Raw genomic sequence first — 18218 nt, 5'->3', positions numbered from 1 at the left:
TAATAAAAAAACCAAGATGTTTATGAAAAAGTTGATAACATTGAGTTAAAATAGCCGAATGAAAATTTGGAAATATAAAATTCTTTTGAGCTCCGGAAGAACAAGAGCAGTTCACTGCAGTGCCAAGCCATGTTTTAGGTGTGACAGAAGGGCACAACTGGATTGTCATTTTAGGCCTGTAGGCTTCTTCTTTTTTCTTTCAACAGAACTAGTAAAGGAGTATTTAGATAATCCGAACGCTATGTTGTTGACTGCAATATCTTTTAGTCAATGATTTAAAATTGCAAGGGAGCACATACCATTGAGGATGGGGGAAGTCGAATGAACATACATAATATATTGGTTGCAGGAAGCTATGAAAAGGAATTCCAGGAACTGCTGCCAGCTAAAACACCTCAGAGCTTTCGTTTTAAGCGGGCTGATGATATTACAGAAGAGGATTTGTCATGGGCAGATGCCTATGTCGGTTTCAAGCCGTGTCGTGGCTTCCGCTTGGCCGATTTGAAATGGGTACATTCCTTTAATGCGGGTGTAAACAATTATTTGGAAATTGAGGGATGGAAGGAACAAGAGATTCTTCTAACCAGAACTATTTGCTCGTTTGGACAAAGAATAAGTGAGTATTGTTTAAGCTATGTATTAAGAGATCTTCAAGATCACTACTATTTTGAAGGAAAACAAAGGGAGAAGAAATGGGCTCCAAAAACTCCGCAAATGATGAAGGATCAAACGATTGTTATCTATGGTACAGGGGAGATTGGGCAGGAGGCTGCAAAAGTATTTTCAAGTTTTGGGTCCACCGTCTATGGCATCTCGCAAAGCGGGAAACCAAAGGAGTATTTCGAAAAGGTGGCGAAAACCAGCTCTGCAAGCACGCTGGCTGCACAGGCAGATTGGATTATCAGCACATTGCCTTTGACAAAAGAAACGAGTAAGCTATTTAATCGTGCATTTTTCAGTCATTTAAACGGAGCTGCCTTTATCAATGTCGGCAGGGGCCATACAGTGGACGAGGAAGCGCTTATTGAAGCGCTCAATTCCAAAAAAGTCCGTTACGCTGTGTTAGATGTTCTTGAAACAGAACCTCTGCCAGAGACTTCCGAGCTATGGGGAAGAGACGATATCATCATCACTCCTCATATATCAGCTGTGACAGAGCTGAAAGAAGCGATCTCATGCTTTTGGGATACATTAAAAAGAATCGAAAATAATGATGCTTTACCTAATAGGGTGGATTTTTTGAAGGGGTATTAATGAAAGGCAAGGATCTTCGGTGGTGGGCGCTTTTCAGGTTTATGGAAAGCGTCTTTCTTCATGAAAAGAGCCAGATTGTTGAATGAGGATAGCAGCAATGTATTTATAGTACCTGAATTTTATGATTGTGTTTCTTTTAATTAATCTTTTATAAGGCTCGTTTTGGATAATGGATTGTTCAGCATACTGCTCCTTTATAATCTCCATCGGTCAGATGGGACATCACTGATCAATATTGGAGCAGCACTAGCGACTGCATTTTCAGTGGTCGGTGCCAGTATAGGGTTTAAGTTGGCGTGAGACCCTGCCTATTGGGGACTGATAGGTGCAGCTGCCGGATTTTTGATTGAATTTGCAAATCACCTTTTTAGCCATTTGAGAAGGATATTTTTAAGTATATGAATTTAAGGGAAGTAAATATTAAGTAAAAAAGAAGGTATTAACATGAAAAAGATTAAACCCATTAAATTAAGTTCTTATAAAACAAATGCCTCCGAGAAACTAACATCAGCAGAAATGGGTAAGCTTTGGGCTACTTATATGGGAAACAGCATGGCATCCTGTATTTTAAAATACTTTCTCCAGCATGTTGATGATAAATATATTAAAACCTTATTGGAAAATGCTTTACAACTATCAGAAGAATTCATGAAAACCATTAAAGGTATTTTCGAGAAAGAGGGGTATCCTATCCCTAAAGGTTTTACGGAAGAGGATGTAAATTTAGGTGCTCCCAGACTATTTCTGGATGAATTCTATGTCCACTACTTGAAGTATGCATCGAAAGCTGGATTGAGTATTTATAGTATTGCAATACCTCTTGTGTATAGAGAGGACGTAAAAAAATTTTTTAGGCATTGTATGGATTCCACCATGGATTTGATGGAGCAAATTAAAAAAATATTGATGTATAAAGGATTAATAATTAAACCCCCATTAATTCCCGTTCCAGAAAAAGTGAAATTTGTTCATAAGGATTTTTTAAACGGCTACCTTGGAAATAAACGCCCATTGCATGCTCTGGAAATCACACATCTTTACGATAACATTGAAAATAATGTAACAAGTAAAGCACTCATTATGGCATTCGCACAAGTAGCAAAGGATGAAAAAATACGCAAATTGTTCGAACGAGGAAAAGATCTGACCACAAATAATATTGAAGATTATATGCAAAAACTGCATGATGAAAATTTGCCATCGCCATCTTTTCTGGATGACTTAATAACTAATTCCACTTTTTCACCTTTTTCTGATAAGTTAATGCTCTTTCATAAGATGGATATGTTTTCAATGAAAATTAGATCCTTCGGAAATTCTGTGGCTGTAAATGGCCGGCACGATATAGGAATGGTTTATTTGAAGGCAATTATGAAAAATTCATATTTTGTTGAGAATGCAGCAAGAATTATGATTGAGAAAGGATGGTTTGAACAAGCTCCAACAGCAGCTGATAGAGAGAAATCATCCTGATTACTGCAATTTTTGATGCCACTCTCGCCTGAGAAGGGCTTTCTTCGTATAAAATAAATGATGCAGTTTAGTTAAAAAGGTTCCCCTAATATGTACGAGGCGGATAGGGAATCTTGGAGAGAAAGGATTGCTGGAAAATGCTTGCGCATATGGCTATGAAAAATATTATCCATTATATATAGGGATCCAGCTGCCATTTGGCGGCCTTTTTTTATTGTACAAATGGAGCAGGCAGTTCAAGAAGGGAATGGTTTCATTAAACAGGAATATATATAATATCGACCCGAGACTAATATGAGGTGAATTAAAAATGGATAAAAGAGTGATATTTGACTTTGAAATCGAGTTTACTAATGGCGGTGGATTACAAGGACAGGATTTTCGTCTTGATATTGATGGTGACGACATAACTGATGAGGAGTTAGCGAAGTATATTGCAGAGGATATGAGATTGCTTATGGTTGGAGAAGTTAGAATACTTAACAAAAAAATAGTTTTTGAGAAACACAAACGTAAATCATAACAACTTACAAGACAAGGAATTAACTTTAACATCAAGCTGCCAACAGGCGGCTATTTTTCTTGTCTAACTAATGGGGCAGGTTAGTAAAGGAGGGAATAGAGTTGTTTCTTTCTCGGTTTCTTTATATTTATAAATGTTGTTATGGGTTCTGGGAATACTACATGTATCTGCCAACTTTTAAAGGATGTTACTATACTCTTATGTGGCGTGTTTACTGGTTTCTTTTTCGATCACATTTTAAGTGTGCTGCCAGTTAGTTATTATGATTTAAATGATAATTCTTCCTTTCAATTGATGGATTTTTTATCTCATGTGATGTATGCACCATTCAGCTATCTATTCTTTTATATATATGACTTCTTTAATATAAAGCCAAACTTTTCTCCGTTATTCATTTTGATATGGGCGTTAATAAGTGTTGGAATAGAGCGATTCTCTGACTACATAGGGATCTTCCACTTTCAACATGGATATACCATCTATTATTCTTCTTATGGGTGATATTTCACAGGATTATTAATGTAAATGGACAAAAGCAATTTTAAATGGAATGGAGACTGTTTGGGGATTGGCATAAATTATTGATACAAAAGATATCACTAAGCTAATCAATATATGCAGTGAAGAAGCAATAAAGTTATTAAAACTTTATATAAACCTTCCATAACAATTATGGGTTTTTATGGTGAAGTGAGTTAAAAAGTAGTGTTTGCTCTGGATATAGGAGAGAGAGTTGGAAAACCTATAATGAATGAATTCAATAAGGAGGGATTCGAATGAAAAACAATGAGCAGGAAACTAGCGAAGGGCTGAATCAGATATTTGAAATAATAAATGCCAAAGGCGATGCTGGCGAAATCAATGAAATTCTGAAAAGTGGAAGTTCAGATTCTTTAGCGGAAAACTCCTCTCCTAATTCCTAAGACAAAGGAAACCCATTAAGAAAGAACGGCCACGGCAGCAATGTTTTTTGAGAATATAGATAGAAAAATGTAATGCTGCGAAGCTACCATTTTTTATCTTTTTAACGACTTTGTGAATACTTGTACTTAAGCAAAAAAGTGCTTATGCTCAAAATCAGCTGCCAAACAAGGCGGCTTTTTCTTTTTGCGCTAAAGGGGCAGGTTAGTTGGTGAAGGACAAGGAATAGTTTAAAGAGATATAAAATAAAATGCAGGAGAGTAAATCGTACTAACTTGCAGTTTGGGACAAATACGGGGGGATAAACTTTGAATCAAAAGAAGGATCGTATAGGAAGAGTCAAAGAAATCAATAGGTTTCCTGTGAAATCAATTTTGGGGGAGTCTTTATCCTCTGCCCTAGTTGATAGCCGAGGCATACTTGGAGACCGTTTGTGGGCAATAAAAAATGAGAATGGAAAATTTGGCAGTGGTAAAACTACACGACGCTTTCAACAGATGGAAAGTTTATTTAACTATAAAGCAAGATATGAGAGGAACACCCCTCTATTAACTATGCCCGATGGAACAGAATATAGAGGTGATCAGGAAGGGGTAAACAAAGCATTAAGTGAGTTGTTAGGGTTTCCAGTAACATTGGCAAAGGAAGAGTCAATATCACATTTCGATGAAGGGCCAATAAGTATCATCACAACCTCAGCGTTAAAAATGTTAAGTAAGGATTTAGGAGAAATAGTAGACCCTCGCCGATTCCGAGCAAACATGTTAATCGAAACAGAAGCAACAGGTTATCTTGAGGATGAATGGGTGGATCGACTAATTCAAGTAGGAAAAAGTGTTACCCTGAAAATTGTTGCCCCACTTCAAAGATGCATTATGGTCAACAATCCTCAGGCGGAACTACAGCAGGATGCTCGAATATTGAAAACCTTGGTAACTAATCATGCTGCAATGTTTGGTGTTTGGGCAAAAGTTGAACAATGTGGTGAGGTAAGTGTTGGGGATGAGGCAATATTACTTGAATAAAATGTGCTGAGTGTATGATCTGCATGAACAGTAAGTTTCTTCAAGTAGTATATGCAAGAGTATAGGACCAAGGCTGCATTGAGGCATCTATTTTTTTATTGAAGTTACGGGGCAGGTTAGCTTAAGAAGGAATAGGTGTAAATTTGTTTAATAAGAAAATAAAGGGAAATTTGGAATCCGGGAGGACGAAAAATGTCTGATAAGAAACCTATTAATGATGCATTGGAACATATGAGTAACATTGAGGGTTATCCAACAGATGTAAATTTAAAGAAATTACCTAAACCGTTAAGATATTTTGGATATTTCTTCATTTGCTTTTTTTCTATATCAATAATATTTATACTTATAGGTAAATTATTTTTGTAATAATAAATGTTCTACCAATTGGTTGCTTCTAGGAGGATTTTTTCGTTGAACAAACGATTCAGCATTCCTGTAATAAAAGAAGAACTTCGTGAAGAAATGTACCTTAAACAAAGTGTTTAATCAAGATCAGCTGTCGAACCAGGCGGCTTTTTCTTATTTAACAAAAGAGGCAGGTTTGTTTAAAAAGGTATAGAAGATGAAATATAGAATATATTCACATTACAAACTATTCGTAGGGGGTGTTTAATTTGAATAATCACGATGAAACACCTGAAGAAAAAAGAGAACGAATAAGACAAAGTGAATTAAAAAATAATCCAACTGGTTCCTTACAAGATTCATTAAATAGAGGAAGTAATGGGAATTTAAATGATTTAACTGGTGGTATGGGCTGGAAAGGTACAGGAGTATTAATTGTTGTATTAATAGGTGGGTTTGTTTTATATAAACTGATTTTTTGAAGTTTAGCATATTCATCTATAAGTAGCTTATTTTCATTACCAGCTGCTAATCAGGCAGCTTTTTTCTTATTTAAAAAAAGATGCAGGTTAGTTTAATAAGAAAATAGACTTCTGTAAGAATTTTATTCCTATATTATTCCATGTGTTATAATTAGTGTAAATTTACACTAATAAAGTTAAGGTGGAGTGAATAATGAAGATATATAGATATTTTAGTTTTTGGATTTGATATTGTCTATTTCTATTTGTCTTTTTAACCTATTAGGCTTTGATGATAAAAACTTGCTTATGTTCTTAACAAGCCCACCGTTTTGGTTAATTGAAACACATTGGTTTGTAGTAAACTTTACTCTCCTTCTGATATTCCAATGAGTGTAATTTATGTTTTGACTGTATTATTTTGGTTTCTATTAGGTCTAATACTGGATAAAGCTCTTAGAAAACTAAAAAACAAATGAATACACATGAAGCAAAGGTTCGTTGACCCAGGAAGAAGAAACGATCTTTTTGTAGAATATCCTTATTAAACATAAGATGCAGGATAGTTAAAGAAGTTTTTCTTTTCTGGATAGGTGCAAACTGTGTAGTAGGACCTTATGAAGGAATTGTATAAGTTGTTAGAAAATAAATTACATATAGAGGTGGAATTATATGCCTAAAATTGACAATATGTTAGCAATTCTATGGATGCTTCGTTCAGGTGAAAAAATTACTGCAAAACAAATTTCAGAAAAGTTAGAGATGAATATAAGGACTGTGTATCGTTATATTGATACAATTTCAACAAGTGGCGTACCTATAATTTCAGAACCAGGACATAACGGTGGATACACTTTATTGAACAATTTTATTGAGGCTCCTCTTTTTTTTGATTTTGAGGAGCAAACTTCACTATTTCACGCTGCTGTTTTTGCAGAAGAAGCCGGATATTATGGAGGTGAAGCACTAAAGAGGGCCATTTCAAAACTAAGTAAATACTCAAATCAAGAGCAGGAAACAAAGATAAACCAATATTTAACTAGTCTTGAAGTAATAAGTCGATTAAGTTCACTCTCTATAGAACCTTTTTTGAAGGAGTTGGAGCAGGCCGTAGCTGACGGGTACTCAGTAAAAATTCTTTACCATAATAGTGGCGAAAAGCAATTAAATTATAGATTGGTCGATCCGTACAGAATTATCTATTGGAAAAATAAGTGGTATGTGATTGGATTTTGTCATCTTAGGAATGATATCCGTAGTTTTAGAGTAGATCGAATTGAAAGTCTAATGCTAACCGAAAATAAGTTTAACCGGCCAGAAAATTTTTCAGCACGTGACTTTTTTATGAAAAACCTCCTTCCAACTATAGAGGATAAGGAAGGGATTACTTATTTGGTTATTAATGGAAATAAAAGTACGCTGAATGATGTTTGCCAACATTGGTTTTTAGGACATTATTTACATGAACGAAATTCAAATCAAGCAGTTTTCCTTCTTGAAAAAGATATAGTACATACATATATACCTTATTTACTTTTACCGTACGGTAAATCTATTCAAATTATCGAGCCAATAAGTCTAAAGAAAAGACTTATTGAAGTTCTGTCGGAATTAATAAAATTTCATCAAGTAAGATAACTTCCCTGACGTTAGCTGTCAGGGAAGTTATCTTATAATTGCTATATAAATTGTGATTGGGAGTGTTATTGGATGCAAACAAAAAAAGTTTATCTATATGTATTTAACACAATGTCAGACTGGGAATATGGATATTTAATTGCCGAACTAAACACAGGAAGATATTTCAAAAGAGATATAGTACCTTTAAAAGTAGTTACAGTAGGAGCTAATAAAGAAATGATTACTACGATGGGGGGACTGAGCATAAAACCAGATATTTCACTTGATGAGTGTACTCTTGAGAGTGAAGATCTTTTAGTTTTGCCTGGAGGAACTACTTGGCGAGAAGTTATTCATCAACCAATCATGAAGAAAATTGGCGAAGCCCTAAAGCTCGGCACTATTGTTGCTGCAATTTGTGGTGCAACTGAGGCCCTTGCGAATGTGGGATACTTAGATTCTAGAAAACACACAAGCAATGACTTAGAGTATATTAAAATGGTCTGTCCTAATTATAAAGGAGAAAAATTTTATGAGATGAGACCGGCGGTATCTGGTGAAAATTTGATTACAGCATCAGGAGTAGCACCACTAGAATTTACGATGGAAGTACTGAAAAAATTAGATGTATTTGCACCCGAAACATTACATTCATGGTATAACCTAAATAAGACTCATAAACCTGAATACTTCTTCCAGTTAATGAATTCAATAAATAGCTGAGCTAAAAAATCAACTTAGCAGTTTTATATTAGTTCAAATAAAAATAATGAAGTAACTGAAAAGCTCACTTTCTCTATTTTGTTTTGCAGAGAAGTTGGGCTTTTAATTTGGAATTTCCTTATCGTTGTAACCCGCATTTTCCTGATGCTACCCCTATAAGAAAATGCAACAAGAGAATTAAATAAAACTTCTTCTTCAACTAAGGGGTGCGTTACTTTTAGATCCAGCTGCCATCCAGGTGGCTTTCTTTATTGAACTATAGGGCAGTTTAGTTGAAGAAGGCTTTAAGGATTTAAAATAATGTTGTAGATTAAAACATCTTGAATTAATGTTGGACGCTGTAAAGAATACCTAAAATTGCTGGAAAATTGAAACCGATTAAAAGTTAAACCGTATAATTAGTAAAAAGTATAGTTGCATATTTACATAAAGATTATGAGGATAGAAATTTCATGTAGCTATATTTTCTAAAGAAAGCGGGAGAGAAGGATGTTGAGCAGATATATAAAATTTGGTTCTTTTGTATTTTTGATATTGTTATTTCTTGCTGGTTGTAGCGACCATAAAACAGATTCAACTGCATCCGATAAAAGAACCTCCTTCACAAGAGAATGACTTTCAGAAATTTAAAACGGAAGATGGAGAAATAGAAATAAATATTTTCAATAAAGGCAGTTTTTCCAAAGCTACTTTAAAGCAAATAAAAGAGGAAACTCTTTCTTTTTTCAATGCACTGCAAAAAGGAATTGTACCCAATTCTTCTCCATCGAAAATATATATACATCTGTATGATGAGAAGAAGGTAAGCTATGCGAGCGACAACACCATCCATCTTTACTGGGTGAAAGAAGGAAATTATCCTCTTATTCACGAACTTGCCCATGTAATATTTGGCTACACTGAAGGGCATGTCACACAGGAAGGTCTTGCGATCTTTATGCAGGATTCTTATTCGGACAAAGGAGCGTTCCCCAATTTTCAGGAAGATGTGCACGATATTATGAAATATTTAATGACCCAAGAAATCAGTATTCCTCTGGAAACGCTGCTAAGAGAGAATCAAATTTTCACCCATTCAAAATTAAATAAAGACTCCTATTCTTTAAGGTGGCTGGGATATATTGAATCGGCTTCATTCTCAGACTTTCTTATTAATCAATATGGCATGGAAGAGTTTCTGAAAATATATGACCGCCCGAATTTAACTGATGTAATACATACGGTCTATGGAAAAAAATTAGAGCATCTTGAAATGGAATGGAAAGAGTTTCTTCAGGGAAATTCCGTACCGAATGAAGAAACAATTCGCAGCTATGATCCCCAAATTCAAGAAATTATCAAACACTTGGAAGCAAATAAAGAACAGATATTAAAAACTTCTTAATTTCAGAAGATCGTGAAGCAATGCACTTAAACAAACGGGGGCGTTAATTCAAGAAGGATAAACGCATTTTTTAATGAATTTATTAAAAGATGTAGCAGTTCGTGGAAGAGGTAATTAAAGACCGCATCGGTAAGAACAGTTTGAGTATAAAGGATCTGGCACTTTTTTATCACTAATAAAGTAATCCATTAAAAAATCTCAGACTGGCAAATAGTCTGAGATTTTTAGTAATGGCTTCTTGCAGCATTGAATCCATTATGGGTTGCTTTTAATTACTTTGCGGACCGTGAGTCAAGGAAACTGTCTCCTTGGTTTTTCGTCTTCTATATACGCTTAGAATCAGTCCTGCGGATATCATCTCCAGCAATAAATGTGAACCTCCATAACTCATGAATGGTACGGGTACACCACTCAGTGGAGATAAACCGAGATTCATCAGTAGGCTTAGTATAAACTGAGCTGAAAAGACTGCTGCCAATCCTGTAATTAGCAATTTTCCATAAGGGGGATTCACACTTTTGGCGGTAATCGATATTCTACAAATAAAAAATATAACCAGAGCTAAAGCCGTGATTGCGGCTAGCCACCCAAACGAATAGATGATGTACGCCAAGATAAAATCTGTATGGACCTCAGAAATGAAACTTGGGGTCACCTGAAGGGCACTTCCTATAAAATAAGCCTCACCTATTTTAAGATCTGTATAGGAGTTTACCATGGAATATCTTTGAGAAAGAGACAGCAGATTCCAGATGGGCCATATAGAAGCAACAACTACGAATGTTATAGTTTGCTTAAGGCTGGACCTTGACGTATGCATGATTACAGCGCATACAATGATGCTAATAATAGTAGCTGCGAAGGCTCCTGTAGTCGCTATTAGTAAAATTGGTATTGACATAATACCTAATCCAAACCAAGACTTTCGATTATCATCCCAATCCCAGGAATGAAAGATTCCAGCAAGGGCAATGACCAAAAGGAATGGAGTGATTTCGGTGAAATTAATAGTGGCAAAGCCTACATTTAAAAATGGCACATCATCGACTCTAACACCAATGAGAACGGTCAATAAAAGTATGAGGATTGTTGCCGCATAGAAGTGCTTGGAGTATTTCATCAATCTTCTGTAATCAAACATAAATAGGCTTAGCATGAGCACGACACCCAACGAGTAGAAGCTAAGACTATTATTGAAAACTTTCAGTTCTTGAAGCTCTGTAAAAGCCGAATGGAATTGCAAATAATACATAACCAGTAGCCCAAATAGAGAAGCTGTCAGCACTGGCAACAAGGTTTTCACATCCATAGGGGCTTTGTGTGTTTTGTTAAGCTGCTTTCCCAAAACTACTGCATCTCCCATACGTGCCAATGCTTGATCTATAGCCTCTTCTTCTGAAAGTCCTGTACTCATGGCCTCCTCTTTGAGCGTATGAAGGTGATCGTTAATTTCCAGTTTTATATGGGCATGTACATCCTTATTTTTTATCCGTTTACACAAATCTCTAATATACATTTCAAACTTATTATCTAATCCCATACGATTTTCTCCCCACTTAAAACTTCGTCAACAGCATTCTTGAAAACGGACCATTCTTCTTTTTTTTCTACAATAGTTTCTTTGCCCTGGTTATTAATCTTGTAATATTTCCTTTTTCTCTTTCCGGTCCCTTCGCCCCAGTAAGATACAATTAATTCTTTTTCCTCAAGGCTGTGAAGGATGGGATAGATCGTGCCTTCCTTAAAACTAAAAATTCCATTAGATTTCGATTCTAGTTCTTTGATAATTTCATAGCCGTACATTGGTTTAGAATTAAGCAAACTCAAAATAAGAGTAGTGGTACTACCCTTTAGCAATTCTTTGCTAATCTTCATAAACAGTCCACCTTCCAAATGCATAGTAAATCTATGCATAGTTTTTATATGTATAATTTATGATATAAATTAATTCCTGTCAATATGTCTATAAAGAAAAACGGCATGTTTTATAACAAAGATTCTTAAAGTAATTGTTGGAGCACATTCTTTGCATATTACAAGTTACTTTTAATAGTCGAATGTGGTCTCAGAAAGAAAGGTATAACAAACAATAAGAATTCCTATCAGATATGCTTTTTATGATTATGAAGTAAACATTGCTTATTCAACAATAGGGTGGTTTAGTTGAATTAACAAATCCTTAAATAACAAAAACTCGCAATTTTCTAATGCGAGTTTTCTTTGTTATAACCTGATGGTAAGCAACAATGTTTACGAAAACAGCCTAAAAAATAAAGAGAGGGTTATGCAACTATGTATTTATCTTAAGTCGGGATCAATGATGACTACAGCATATTTAAAGGAATAAACAATTTTTAAGGAACTTTTTACACTATGTCATGCCAAAATTCCTATTCAACTAATTACCCTAGTCCTTTAAGATAAAATAGAAGAAAATGGAATTTACAATGCGGAGCTGATTCTGTTGAAGGTATTAGAAGCAGATTCCTTGCTTGCAGGAATCAACGAGACGAGCACTCAATTATCGATCCTTAAAGATCAGGTAAATCAAGTTCAGGTATCAATCCAGGAGCTGAGCTGGTGTCTCTTGAAGATGCTTTTAAAGGGCAGGGCGGCCAGGCTATACGTGCATATTACCAGGAATGCCACCAGCCTTTTCTGCAATTCCTTGAATCCCGGATTGACGAGTATCAATCCTATTTAAAAAGTTTCATAGGTTCATTGCTGAATCTTGAACCCTCCCCTTCAGGCTTTATCCGTCAGGAATTCCTTGAGCATGAGCTCAAACAGGGGGCTGAGAAGCACATTGCAGATTACCGCAGATCTAACACAGGAAGCAAATGAGATTATGAAGTCCGTAAGCGATATTGTTGTGCTTCCGCGGCTGAAGGATGGCCGTTTTATCCAGGCATCAAAGCGAGCTCAGGATTCAAGCCGAGAAACCGTTGAGAAACTGGAGGACTTAGACCATCAGGAAACGGCTGCATTGGAGCCTCTACTGCAAGATCTATCCCTCATGAACCAGTACATCCAAAAAATGGCGGGCATGTTCCAAAGCGGCAGCTTATCTCTGGCCCAATATCAGCCTAAATCTCTCAACTGGAAGGATTTCCACGAGGATATATCGAATCCCAACCCAGAGAATGAGCAAAGTATTCTTCAGGATATAGCTGAAGGTGCCATTGAAGGGACTGGCAAAGCTGTAGGAGATACATGGGAAGGCTTGAAGTCAACCTATGAGCTGGGAAGAACCATCATGGGACCGTTCAGTCCGCTGTTTTTGGGCAATGAAGTGCTGTTTAACCGTGACCAACTTCTTGAAAACCAAAGGAAGCACCAGGAATTTTATTTAGGCATTATTAATGACCGTATAGGAAAAGTACGCCAGGCTTTGGATATGCCGAAATATATATGGTCCGCTGTCACCACCGCCTGGGAGCGGGATGTCATAAATGGTGATGCCAAAAGCCGGACAGCTTTCTTTACCTATGGCCTGACTTCCTTGGGAATTGGTATTCTTGGGGGATAAGGGGATTGGGAAGGCTGGAACCATTGCCAAGACAGTTCGCCAGGCTGGTAAAGGAGAGAAGGCACTACCGATTTACACGCCGGTTCAGACACCAGCCATGGCAGGAGGGGGACTAGCTTGAGGGCCGGTCCCTTATAATGTTCTTTTTGATCCGTTGACGAAAATCAAGATGGTGACTGAAGATGTGTTTGGGGTTAAGGGAATAGGTAGTACTAACCAGCCTATAAGAACTTATAGAAATGCTAATTTAAAAAAACTAGAAGAAAAATATACTGCTGACCCTAGAATTACCGTTGAAATGCCATATGTAGGTAAGAGGAAATCAAGAACAAATGCAGAAGGTTGGCTACGTGATAAAGACTTTTATTGGAAAGAAATAATGAATAAACATCCAGAGAGTTTAAGTAAAGCAAATAAACAAAAAATCAACTTGGGTTTTTCTCCTATTAATGATAAAGCGTTTAGAGAACATTTCCCGCAATATGATATAAAGGAATTATACAATGATACTTTAATCCATCACCATGTAGGTGGGGGGACAGGCAGTTGCAGTCCCTTCAAAGTTACATCCTGGGACAGGTGGAATTCATAACGCAGAAAAAGCTGCAGGTATTTGGGGAAATGATAGTCAATATGCAGAATTACTTGGAAAATTTCTAAAAAAGTAAAGGATGATAACATTGAAAATAAAAGAAGCAATGCAAGAATACTTTAAGTTGAGGAAAGAGGTAGCTAAGGAAGGTTTGGATTTTTTATTTAAAACACCTATCAGTAGTGAAGATAACCTAATAATTTATGAAGGTTAAGTCGATAAGGAAGAATATATCACATGGAAACCTGTAGAAATGACTGTTTCACAAGATTTTACAAGTTTAGAAGGTGAATTTGACATAAAATTGCATAAAACAATTGTTGATTATTTTAACTCATATTGGTTTGCAGACTTAGATGGATTTTATCAAGAACACTATATTAGATTAGAACCTGTCATACCTAATAATGAGATAAGTTCATTCAAGGAATCTTTGAAAGGATATAAAGAAAATCAAGGGGATAGTTTAGAGAAGATACCTATTGGGATTGAGGGAAATGGTTTGTTGTTGGTAATTGAGAACAATAGTGGAATAGTTCAATTAGAAGATTTTGAAAGAGATACATATGAGAATATTGAAGAATTAATAAGAAATTTGAGATTAAAAAGATAATATTTTATTAAGAGATGATTTTCCCCGTATTTAATGTAAGTAATATACTTTTCTTTCTTTAGTTTTGGATACAGATCCTTAAATTATCATTCTTCTTCAAGTGAAGGGGCAGCATTCCTGAAATAAAGAACAACATTGTGAAAAAATGTACTTACACTATAGGGTGCATTACTCTAAAAGCTAGCTGCCATTTCAGGCGGCTTTTTTTCTTACCTAACTAACGAGGCAGGTTTGTTGAAGAAGGATATTTTCTGTTTTAAGCGAATTAGAATTTGAAACAAACCTTACACGAATATAGGTATTGAAAATAACAGGAATATAGGAGGTATGAGATATGAAGATCAATAGAATAGATCATGTGAGTATAAACGTAAATGATCTTTCAGAGGCTAAAGCGTTTTTTCTTGATTTAGGACTTGAAGTGCAAGCGGAATGGGAATTGGATGGAAAACAGTTGGATAGAATAGTTGGGCTTAATGATGTTAAAACAGCCTGTGTAGGATTGGGGATGCCAGGTGGCCAGGCATGGATAGAGCTAGTCAAATTTTATACGCCGTCAGATGAAAAAGGTATTCAGCGGCCTTTTGCAAATACGCTGGGCATCCGACATATTTGCTTTGCTGTTGAAGATATTGAAGCTATTGTTGCAAAATTGAAAACGAAGGGCACGGAAATCTTTAGTGAGATACAGCAATATGAAGAAAGTTATAAGCTATGCTACGTTCGTGGTCCAGAGGGAATTATTTTAGAGTTGGCCGAGAAAATCAGATAAATATTGAATGGGACTTTAAATGATTTAGACCTCCAAATAGAAAAGTGTTTTTATCTAAACTTTCAATTCTCATTTTAATTCGATTATCAGGTAAAAGTATCCAAATTGCATAATTATCGTTAATCCTAAAGTCAGGATATGTGCTCTTGTCACTAGCACCTTCCCATCTTGCATTCTTGAAAATCTTATAAACAATATCAACTGTTTCTCTTTCTGTTATCTCCTTGATTTGTACATATTGACACTCTGTTCCAGTATGTTTTTCGACAATTAGTTTATTTTCAAACTCAATATTAACTTGTTCCCCTTCCTGATTACTACATCCAACGATTGAAACTAATAAAAGAATTATAATATATAAAGTCTTTACCATAAAACACCTTTCTCTTTATAGCCTTTTATAATAAGGGTAATTCTCTATTTATCACAAAAATCCCTTGTGTATAACTCCAAGCTTACAAGGATTCTAAAGATAGGGGAGGGGAATATAATATTCCAGTTGTTGTAATTTAGGGATTTAAGGAGAGATACAAATGAATTTAGGTACTCCAATAGCAAAAGGAAATACAGCAAAAATCTATCTCTATAAAAACAGGATTTATAAAGTATTTAATGACTACTTGTCCGAAACGGAATCTCATATTGAATGCGAAAAGCAAAAATATGCTTATTCGTGTGGACTTTCCGTACCCAAAATAATAGATCTTACGAAAATAGATGGAAAACAAGCTATAATAATGGAATATATCAAGGGTAGATCAATAGGTGATATTCTTTCCGAAAACATGGAGCAAGCAGAATATTACATGAATATTTCTGTTGACATTCAACAAAAAATTCATAAGGTTGAGGCTCACTCGATTGAAAACATGACTGAAAAATTAAGCCGTCAGATTGTATCAGCTAATATTTTGGATAATAAGCAAAAGTCAACTTTAATACAAAGGTTAGATAGGATGACATTTAAGAGTAGGCTCTGTCATGGAGACTATCATTTGTTTAATTTAATTATGTTGGATAACAACGTGGCTATAATTGATTGGGTGGATTCCAGTGCAGGGGATATTTGTGCTGACGTTTACCGTACCTATCTTTTATATTCTCAATTTTCACATGAATTTGCTGAGATGTATTTGCAGCTTTACTGTGAGAAAAGTGGTTTGGTAAAAGATGAAGTGTTACAATGGGCACCAATTGTTGCGGCGGCAAGGTTGTCGGAGATTGTACCGTCTGAGAACTCAGAGCGTCTTTTAAAAATAGTAAATCAATATTGTCCTTTATAGATGAAATCCATAACTGGGCGTACGGGTTCCTTAGTTGCTGCCTAACATGGCGGCTTTTTCTTCTTTTATAGAGGGAGGTTAGTGAAAGGGTACGTCTCGAAAAAAAGGAATTCTTTTAGTGGCACAGAAAATTTCTTATGAGTAAACTGTGAGTTTGAAGGTAGTGTATGGTTATTTAAAGTGGGTGGGCCGGAGAAATCCTGTCTTTTTTAGTTAAAGGAATATCTATCTTATGTTTCCAAAATTTTTATTTTAATTTAACTTTTCTTTGAGTAAAAATATTTAAATTACTTATAAAGGATGGACACCATGTTCAAAAAATTATTTGGAAAAAACTATACAGTTGCTGACTTCTGGATTTGGTTTGAAAAGAATTCACAAGACTATTATCGGTTAAGAGAAGAAAATTTAAATTCATTGTTCAACAAACTAAGCAAACAGTTATCTAAGATAAATGAAGATTTAGCATTTGAATTTAGTGCAGATTTTATTGAAGGAAAGAGAGAGTTTATAATAAGCGCTGATGGCATCTTGTCTGCCTTTCCAGACGTCATTGACCTTGTTGAAAATGCACCCCAACTTGAAGGATTTAAAATAATTGCCTTTCGCCAAAAAAGTGCTGTTGATGATATATCCACTATAGAATATGAGGATATAAGTTTAGGGCCTGATGATGTTTATTTCACTTACAGAAAAAATGGTGATACTTTAGACATTGTTCTATATCTCAGAGGCTATGACTCTGATTTTGAAGAATGGGAAAATGCTGCCTTTATATTATTAGACACTGTTATTGGAGAGTATGATGTTGCTACCAAAATAGGAAGCATTGATATGCTACCTTATAAAGAAAGTCCTAATTTAAAATCCATCTTAGAATTACCTTCATTAATAGATAAGGAAGTAACAGGGATAAGCTTATAAGGCTTATCCTTTATTATGCAGCTCTTATTGTATTTAAGGGGCTTGTTGAACAGGGATATTTGAAAAAGAAGTTGAAATATAAGTTAAGTATCTTAATTTAAATTTTTTGATTAGCTGCCAACACGGTAGCTTATTTTTGTGAGATTTTTTTGATTGATATTGGAGGGATTAATTTGTCAAAAGGATTGCTTCACCATATCGAGTTGTACGTATCAAATTTGGAAAAATCGTTAGAATTTTGGGGATGGTTTCTTCAGGAATTAGGGTATAGTTCTTTTCAAAAATGGGATAGAGGGCAAAGCTGGAGACTAGGTGAAACCTATATTGTGTTTGTGCAGGCAGAGGAACGTTTCCTTGATATCCAATATCATAGATGCCGAGTAGGTATGAATCATTTAGCATTTTATGCTGAATCACGCGTTCACGTTAATAAAATTACGAAAATTTTGGAATCAAAAGGGATAAATATCCTTTATAAAAACAAACATCCATTTGCTGGAGGATATAATCATTACGCAGTATATTTTGAAGACCCTGATAGGATTAAAGTTGAATTGGTAGCTCCTTAATGTAACAGGGTGCCTTTCTTTTGAACAAACGGGGCAGATCACATTACCTTTATTGAATTACTAATATTTGGTATTGTATAATTTAAAGAGATGTAAAAGAAAGGGGAATCTAGATTACACATGTGGAATACCTTGAAATGATTATTTAATTGGATAGAGACAGGGTGCGGTCCTTGATCGTTAAGGATGCGTTTATTTGTCTAT

21 protein-coding genes and 1 pseudogene are annotated in these 18218 nt (G+C 35.4%); 19 read left to right on the top strand and 3 right to left on the bottom strand.

The genetic code is table 11. From position 1 onward, the window contains the following. Nucleotides 1-321 precede the first annotated feature (321 nt). The 10 genes from DFO72_RS21235 to DFO72_RS21190 all read left to right on the top strand — a co-directional run bounded on the left by DFO72_RS21235 (nucleotide 322) and on the right by DFO72_RS21190 (nucleotide 9732). Nucleotides 322-1254, top strand: a complete 933-nt coding sequence (locus DFO72_RS21235) for a D-2-hydroxyacid dehydrogenase (RefSeq protein ID WP_113884118.1) — start codon at nucleotides 322-324, stop codon at nucleotides 1252-1254. Nucleotides 1255-1698: 444 nt separating this feature from the next. Further along, the gene (locus DFO72_RS21230) at nucleotides 1699-2727 is read left to right on the top strand and encodes a DUF3231 family protein (RefSeq protein ID WP_113884117.1); all 1029 of its coding nucleotides are present in this window, start codon (nucleotides 1699-1701) and stop codon (nucleotides 2725-2727) included. Nucleotides 2728-3037: 310 nt separating this feature from the next. Next, entirely contained in the window at nucleotides 3038-3250 is a 213-nt protein-coding gene (locus DFO72_RS21225; RefSeq protein ID WP_113884116.1) for a cyclase, read from the top strand. A gap of 776 nt (nucleotides 3251-4026) precedes the next feature. Further along, on the top strand, nucleotides 4027-4173 hold the full coding sequence (locus tag DFO72_RS29630; protein WP_166672534.1) for a hypothetical protein: 147 nt from the start codon (nucleotides 4027-4029) through the stop codon (nucleotides 4171-4173). A 306-nt stretch (nucleotides 4174-4479) separates the two neighbouring features. After that, the gene (locus DFO72_RS21215; protein ID WP_113884115.1) at nucleotides 4480-5196 is read left to right on the top strand and encodes an MOSC domain-containing protein; all 717 of its coding nucleotides are present in this window, start codon (nucleotides 4480-4482) and stop codon (nucleotides 5194-5196) included. 192 nt (nucleotides 5197-5388) lie between these two features. Next, nucleotides 5389-5565, top strand: coding sequence for an amino acid transporter (locus tag DFO72_RS21210; RefSeq protein WP_113884114.1), 177 nt, complete (start codon nucleotides 5389-5391; stop codon nucleotides 5563-5565). Nucleotides 5566-5813: 248 nt separating this feature from the next. Next, nucleotides 5814-6026: a DUF6366 family protein gene (locus tag DFO72_RS21205; RefSeq protein ID WP_113884113.1), complete on the top strand. Its 213-nt coding sequence runs from the start codon at nucleotides 5814-5816 to the stop codon at nucleotides 6024-6026. A gap of 651 nt (nucleotides 6027-6677) precedes the next feature. Continuing rightward, complete coding sequence (locus tag DFO72_RS21200; protein ID WP_113884112.1) at nucleotides 6678-7643, top strand: helix-turn-helix transcriptional regulator; 966 nt, start codon at nucleotides 6678-6680, stop codon at nucleotides 7641-7643. A 72-nt stretch (nucleotides 7644-7715) separates the two neighbouring features. Next, complete coding sequence (locus DFO72_RS21195) at nucleotides 7716-8348, top strand: type 1 glutamine amidotransferase family protein (protein ID WP_113884111.1); 633 nt, start codon at nucleotides 7716-7718, stop codon at nucleotides 8346-8348. A gap of 544 nt (nucleotides 8349-8892) precedes the next feature. Continuing rightward, on the top strand, nucleotides 8893-9732 hold the full coding sequence (locus DFO72_RS21190; RefSeq protein ID WP_243856231.1) for a hypothetical protein: 840 nt from the start codon (nucleotides 8893-8895) through the stop codon (nucleotides 9730-9732). 268 nt (nucleotides 9733-10000) lie between these two features. On the opposite strand, the gene DFO72_RS21185 is transcribed toward DFO72_RS21190, so the two are convergent. Then, nucleotides 10001-11272 carry an FtsW/RodA/SpoVE family cell cycle protein gene (locus DFO72_RS21185; protein WP_113884110.1) on the bottom strand — a complete coding sequence of 424 codons (1272 nt, stop codon included), beginning with the start codon at nucleotides 11270-11272 and terminating at the stop codon, nucleotides 10001-10003. Beyond that, the gene (locus tag DFO72_RS21180) at nucleotides 11263-11607 is read right to left on the bottom strand and encodes a PadR family transcriptional regulator (RefSeq protein WP_113884109.1); all 345 of its coding nucleotides are present in this window, start codon (nucleotides 11605-11607) and stop codon (nucleotides 11263-11265) included. Before DFO72_RS21180 ends, DFO72_RS21185 begins: the two co-directional genes overlap by 10 nt. Nucleotides 11608-12312: 705 nt before the next feature. Here DFO72_RS21180 and DFO72_RS30065 point away from each other — a divergent pair. The 6 genes and pseudogenes from DFO72_RS30065 (at nucleotide 12313) to DFO72_RS21160 (ending at nucleotide 15238) form a co-directional block, all read left to right on the top strand. Continuing rightward, entirely contained in the window at nucleotides 12313-12576 is a 264-nt protein-coding gene (locus tag DFO72_RS30065; protein WP_181782379.1) for a T7SS effector LXG polymorphic toxin, read from the top strand. After that, complete coding sequence (locus DFO72_RS30060) at nucleotides 12539-13261, top strand: T7SS effector LXG polymorphic toxin (protein WP_181782377.1); 723 nt, start codon at nucleotides 12539-12541, stop codon at nucleotides 13259-13261. The genes DFO72_RS30065 and DFO72_RS30060 overlap by 38 nt, the downstream gene beginning before the upstream one ends. Further along, the gene (locus tag DFO72_RS30450) at nucleotides 13251-13382 is read left to right on the top strand and encodes a hypothetical protein (RefSeq protein ID WP_258549829.1); all 132 of its coding nucleotides are present in this window, start codon (nucleotides 13251-13253) and stop codon (nucleotides 13380-13382) included. The genes DFO72_RS30060 and DFO72_RS30450 overlap by 11 nt, the downstream gene beginning before the upstream one ends. A gap of 48 nt (nucleotides 13383-13430) precedes the next feature. Continuing rightward, a complete protein-coding gene (locus DFO72_RS21170) occupies nucleotides 13431-13853 on the top strand; it encodes a hypothetical protein (protein ID WP_243856230.1) in 423 nt (140 codons plus the stop codon). Between the two features lie 106 nt (nucleotides 13854-13959). Further along, nucleotides 13960-14466 (top strand): annotated as a pseudogene (locus DFO72_RS21165) (SecY-interacting protein Syd). A 334-nt stretch (nucleotides 14467-14800) separates the two neighbouring features. Next, the gene (locus DFO72_RS21160) at nucleotides 14801-15238 is read left to right on the top strand and encodes a VOC family protein (RefSeq protein WP_113884108.1); all 438 of its coding nucleotides are present in this window, start codon (nucleotides 14801-14803) and stop codon (nucleotides 15236-15238) included. Here the strand turns inward: DFO72_RS21160 and DFO72_RS21155 are convergent. After that, nucleotides 15231-15611: a hypothetical protein gene (locus tag DFO72_RS21155; RefSeq protein ID WP_113884107.1), complete on the bottom strand. Its 381-nt coding sequence runs from the start codon at nucleotides 15609-15611 to the stop codon at nucleotides 15231-15233. The two genes, DFO72_RS21160 and DFO72_RS21155, sit on opposite strands and share 8 nt — an antisense overlap. A gap of 160 nt (nucleotides 15612-15771) precedes the next feature. On the opposite strand from DFO72_RS21155, the gene DFO72_RS21150 reads away from it, so the two are divergent. From DFO72_RS21150 to DFO72_RS21140, 3 genes are all read left to right on the top strand, one after another. Beyond that, nucleotides 15772-16521 (top strand): phosphotransferase family protein, encoded by a 750-nt coding sequence (locus DFO72_RS21150; protein WP_113884106.1) that lies wholly within the window; start codon nucleotides 15772-15774, stop codon nucleotides 16519-16521. Between the two features lie 309 nt (nucleotides 16522-16830). After that, nucleotides 16831-17445 (top strand): hypothetical protein, encoded by a 615-nt coding sequence (locus DFO72_RS21145; RefSeq protein WP_113884105.1) that lies wholly within the window; start codon nucleotides 16831-16833, stop codon nucleotides 17443-17445. Between the two features lie 173 nt (nucleotides 17446-17618). Next, a complete protein-coding gene (locus DFO72_RS21140) occupies nucleotides 17619-18014 on the top strand; it encodes a VOC family protein (RefSeq protein ID WP_113884104.1) in 396 nt (131 codons plus the stop codon). Nucleotides 18015-18218 lie beyond the last annotated feature (204 nt).

Source organism: Cytobacillus oceanisediminis (assembly GCF_004366035.1).
In the GTDB taxonomy this organism is placed as follows: domain Bacteria; phylum Bacillota; class Bacilli; order Bacillales; family Cytobacillaceae; genus Cytobacillus; species Cytobacillus oceanisediminis_C.
This window is presented reverse-complemented; position numbering and strand designations above follow the sequence as displayed.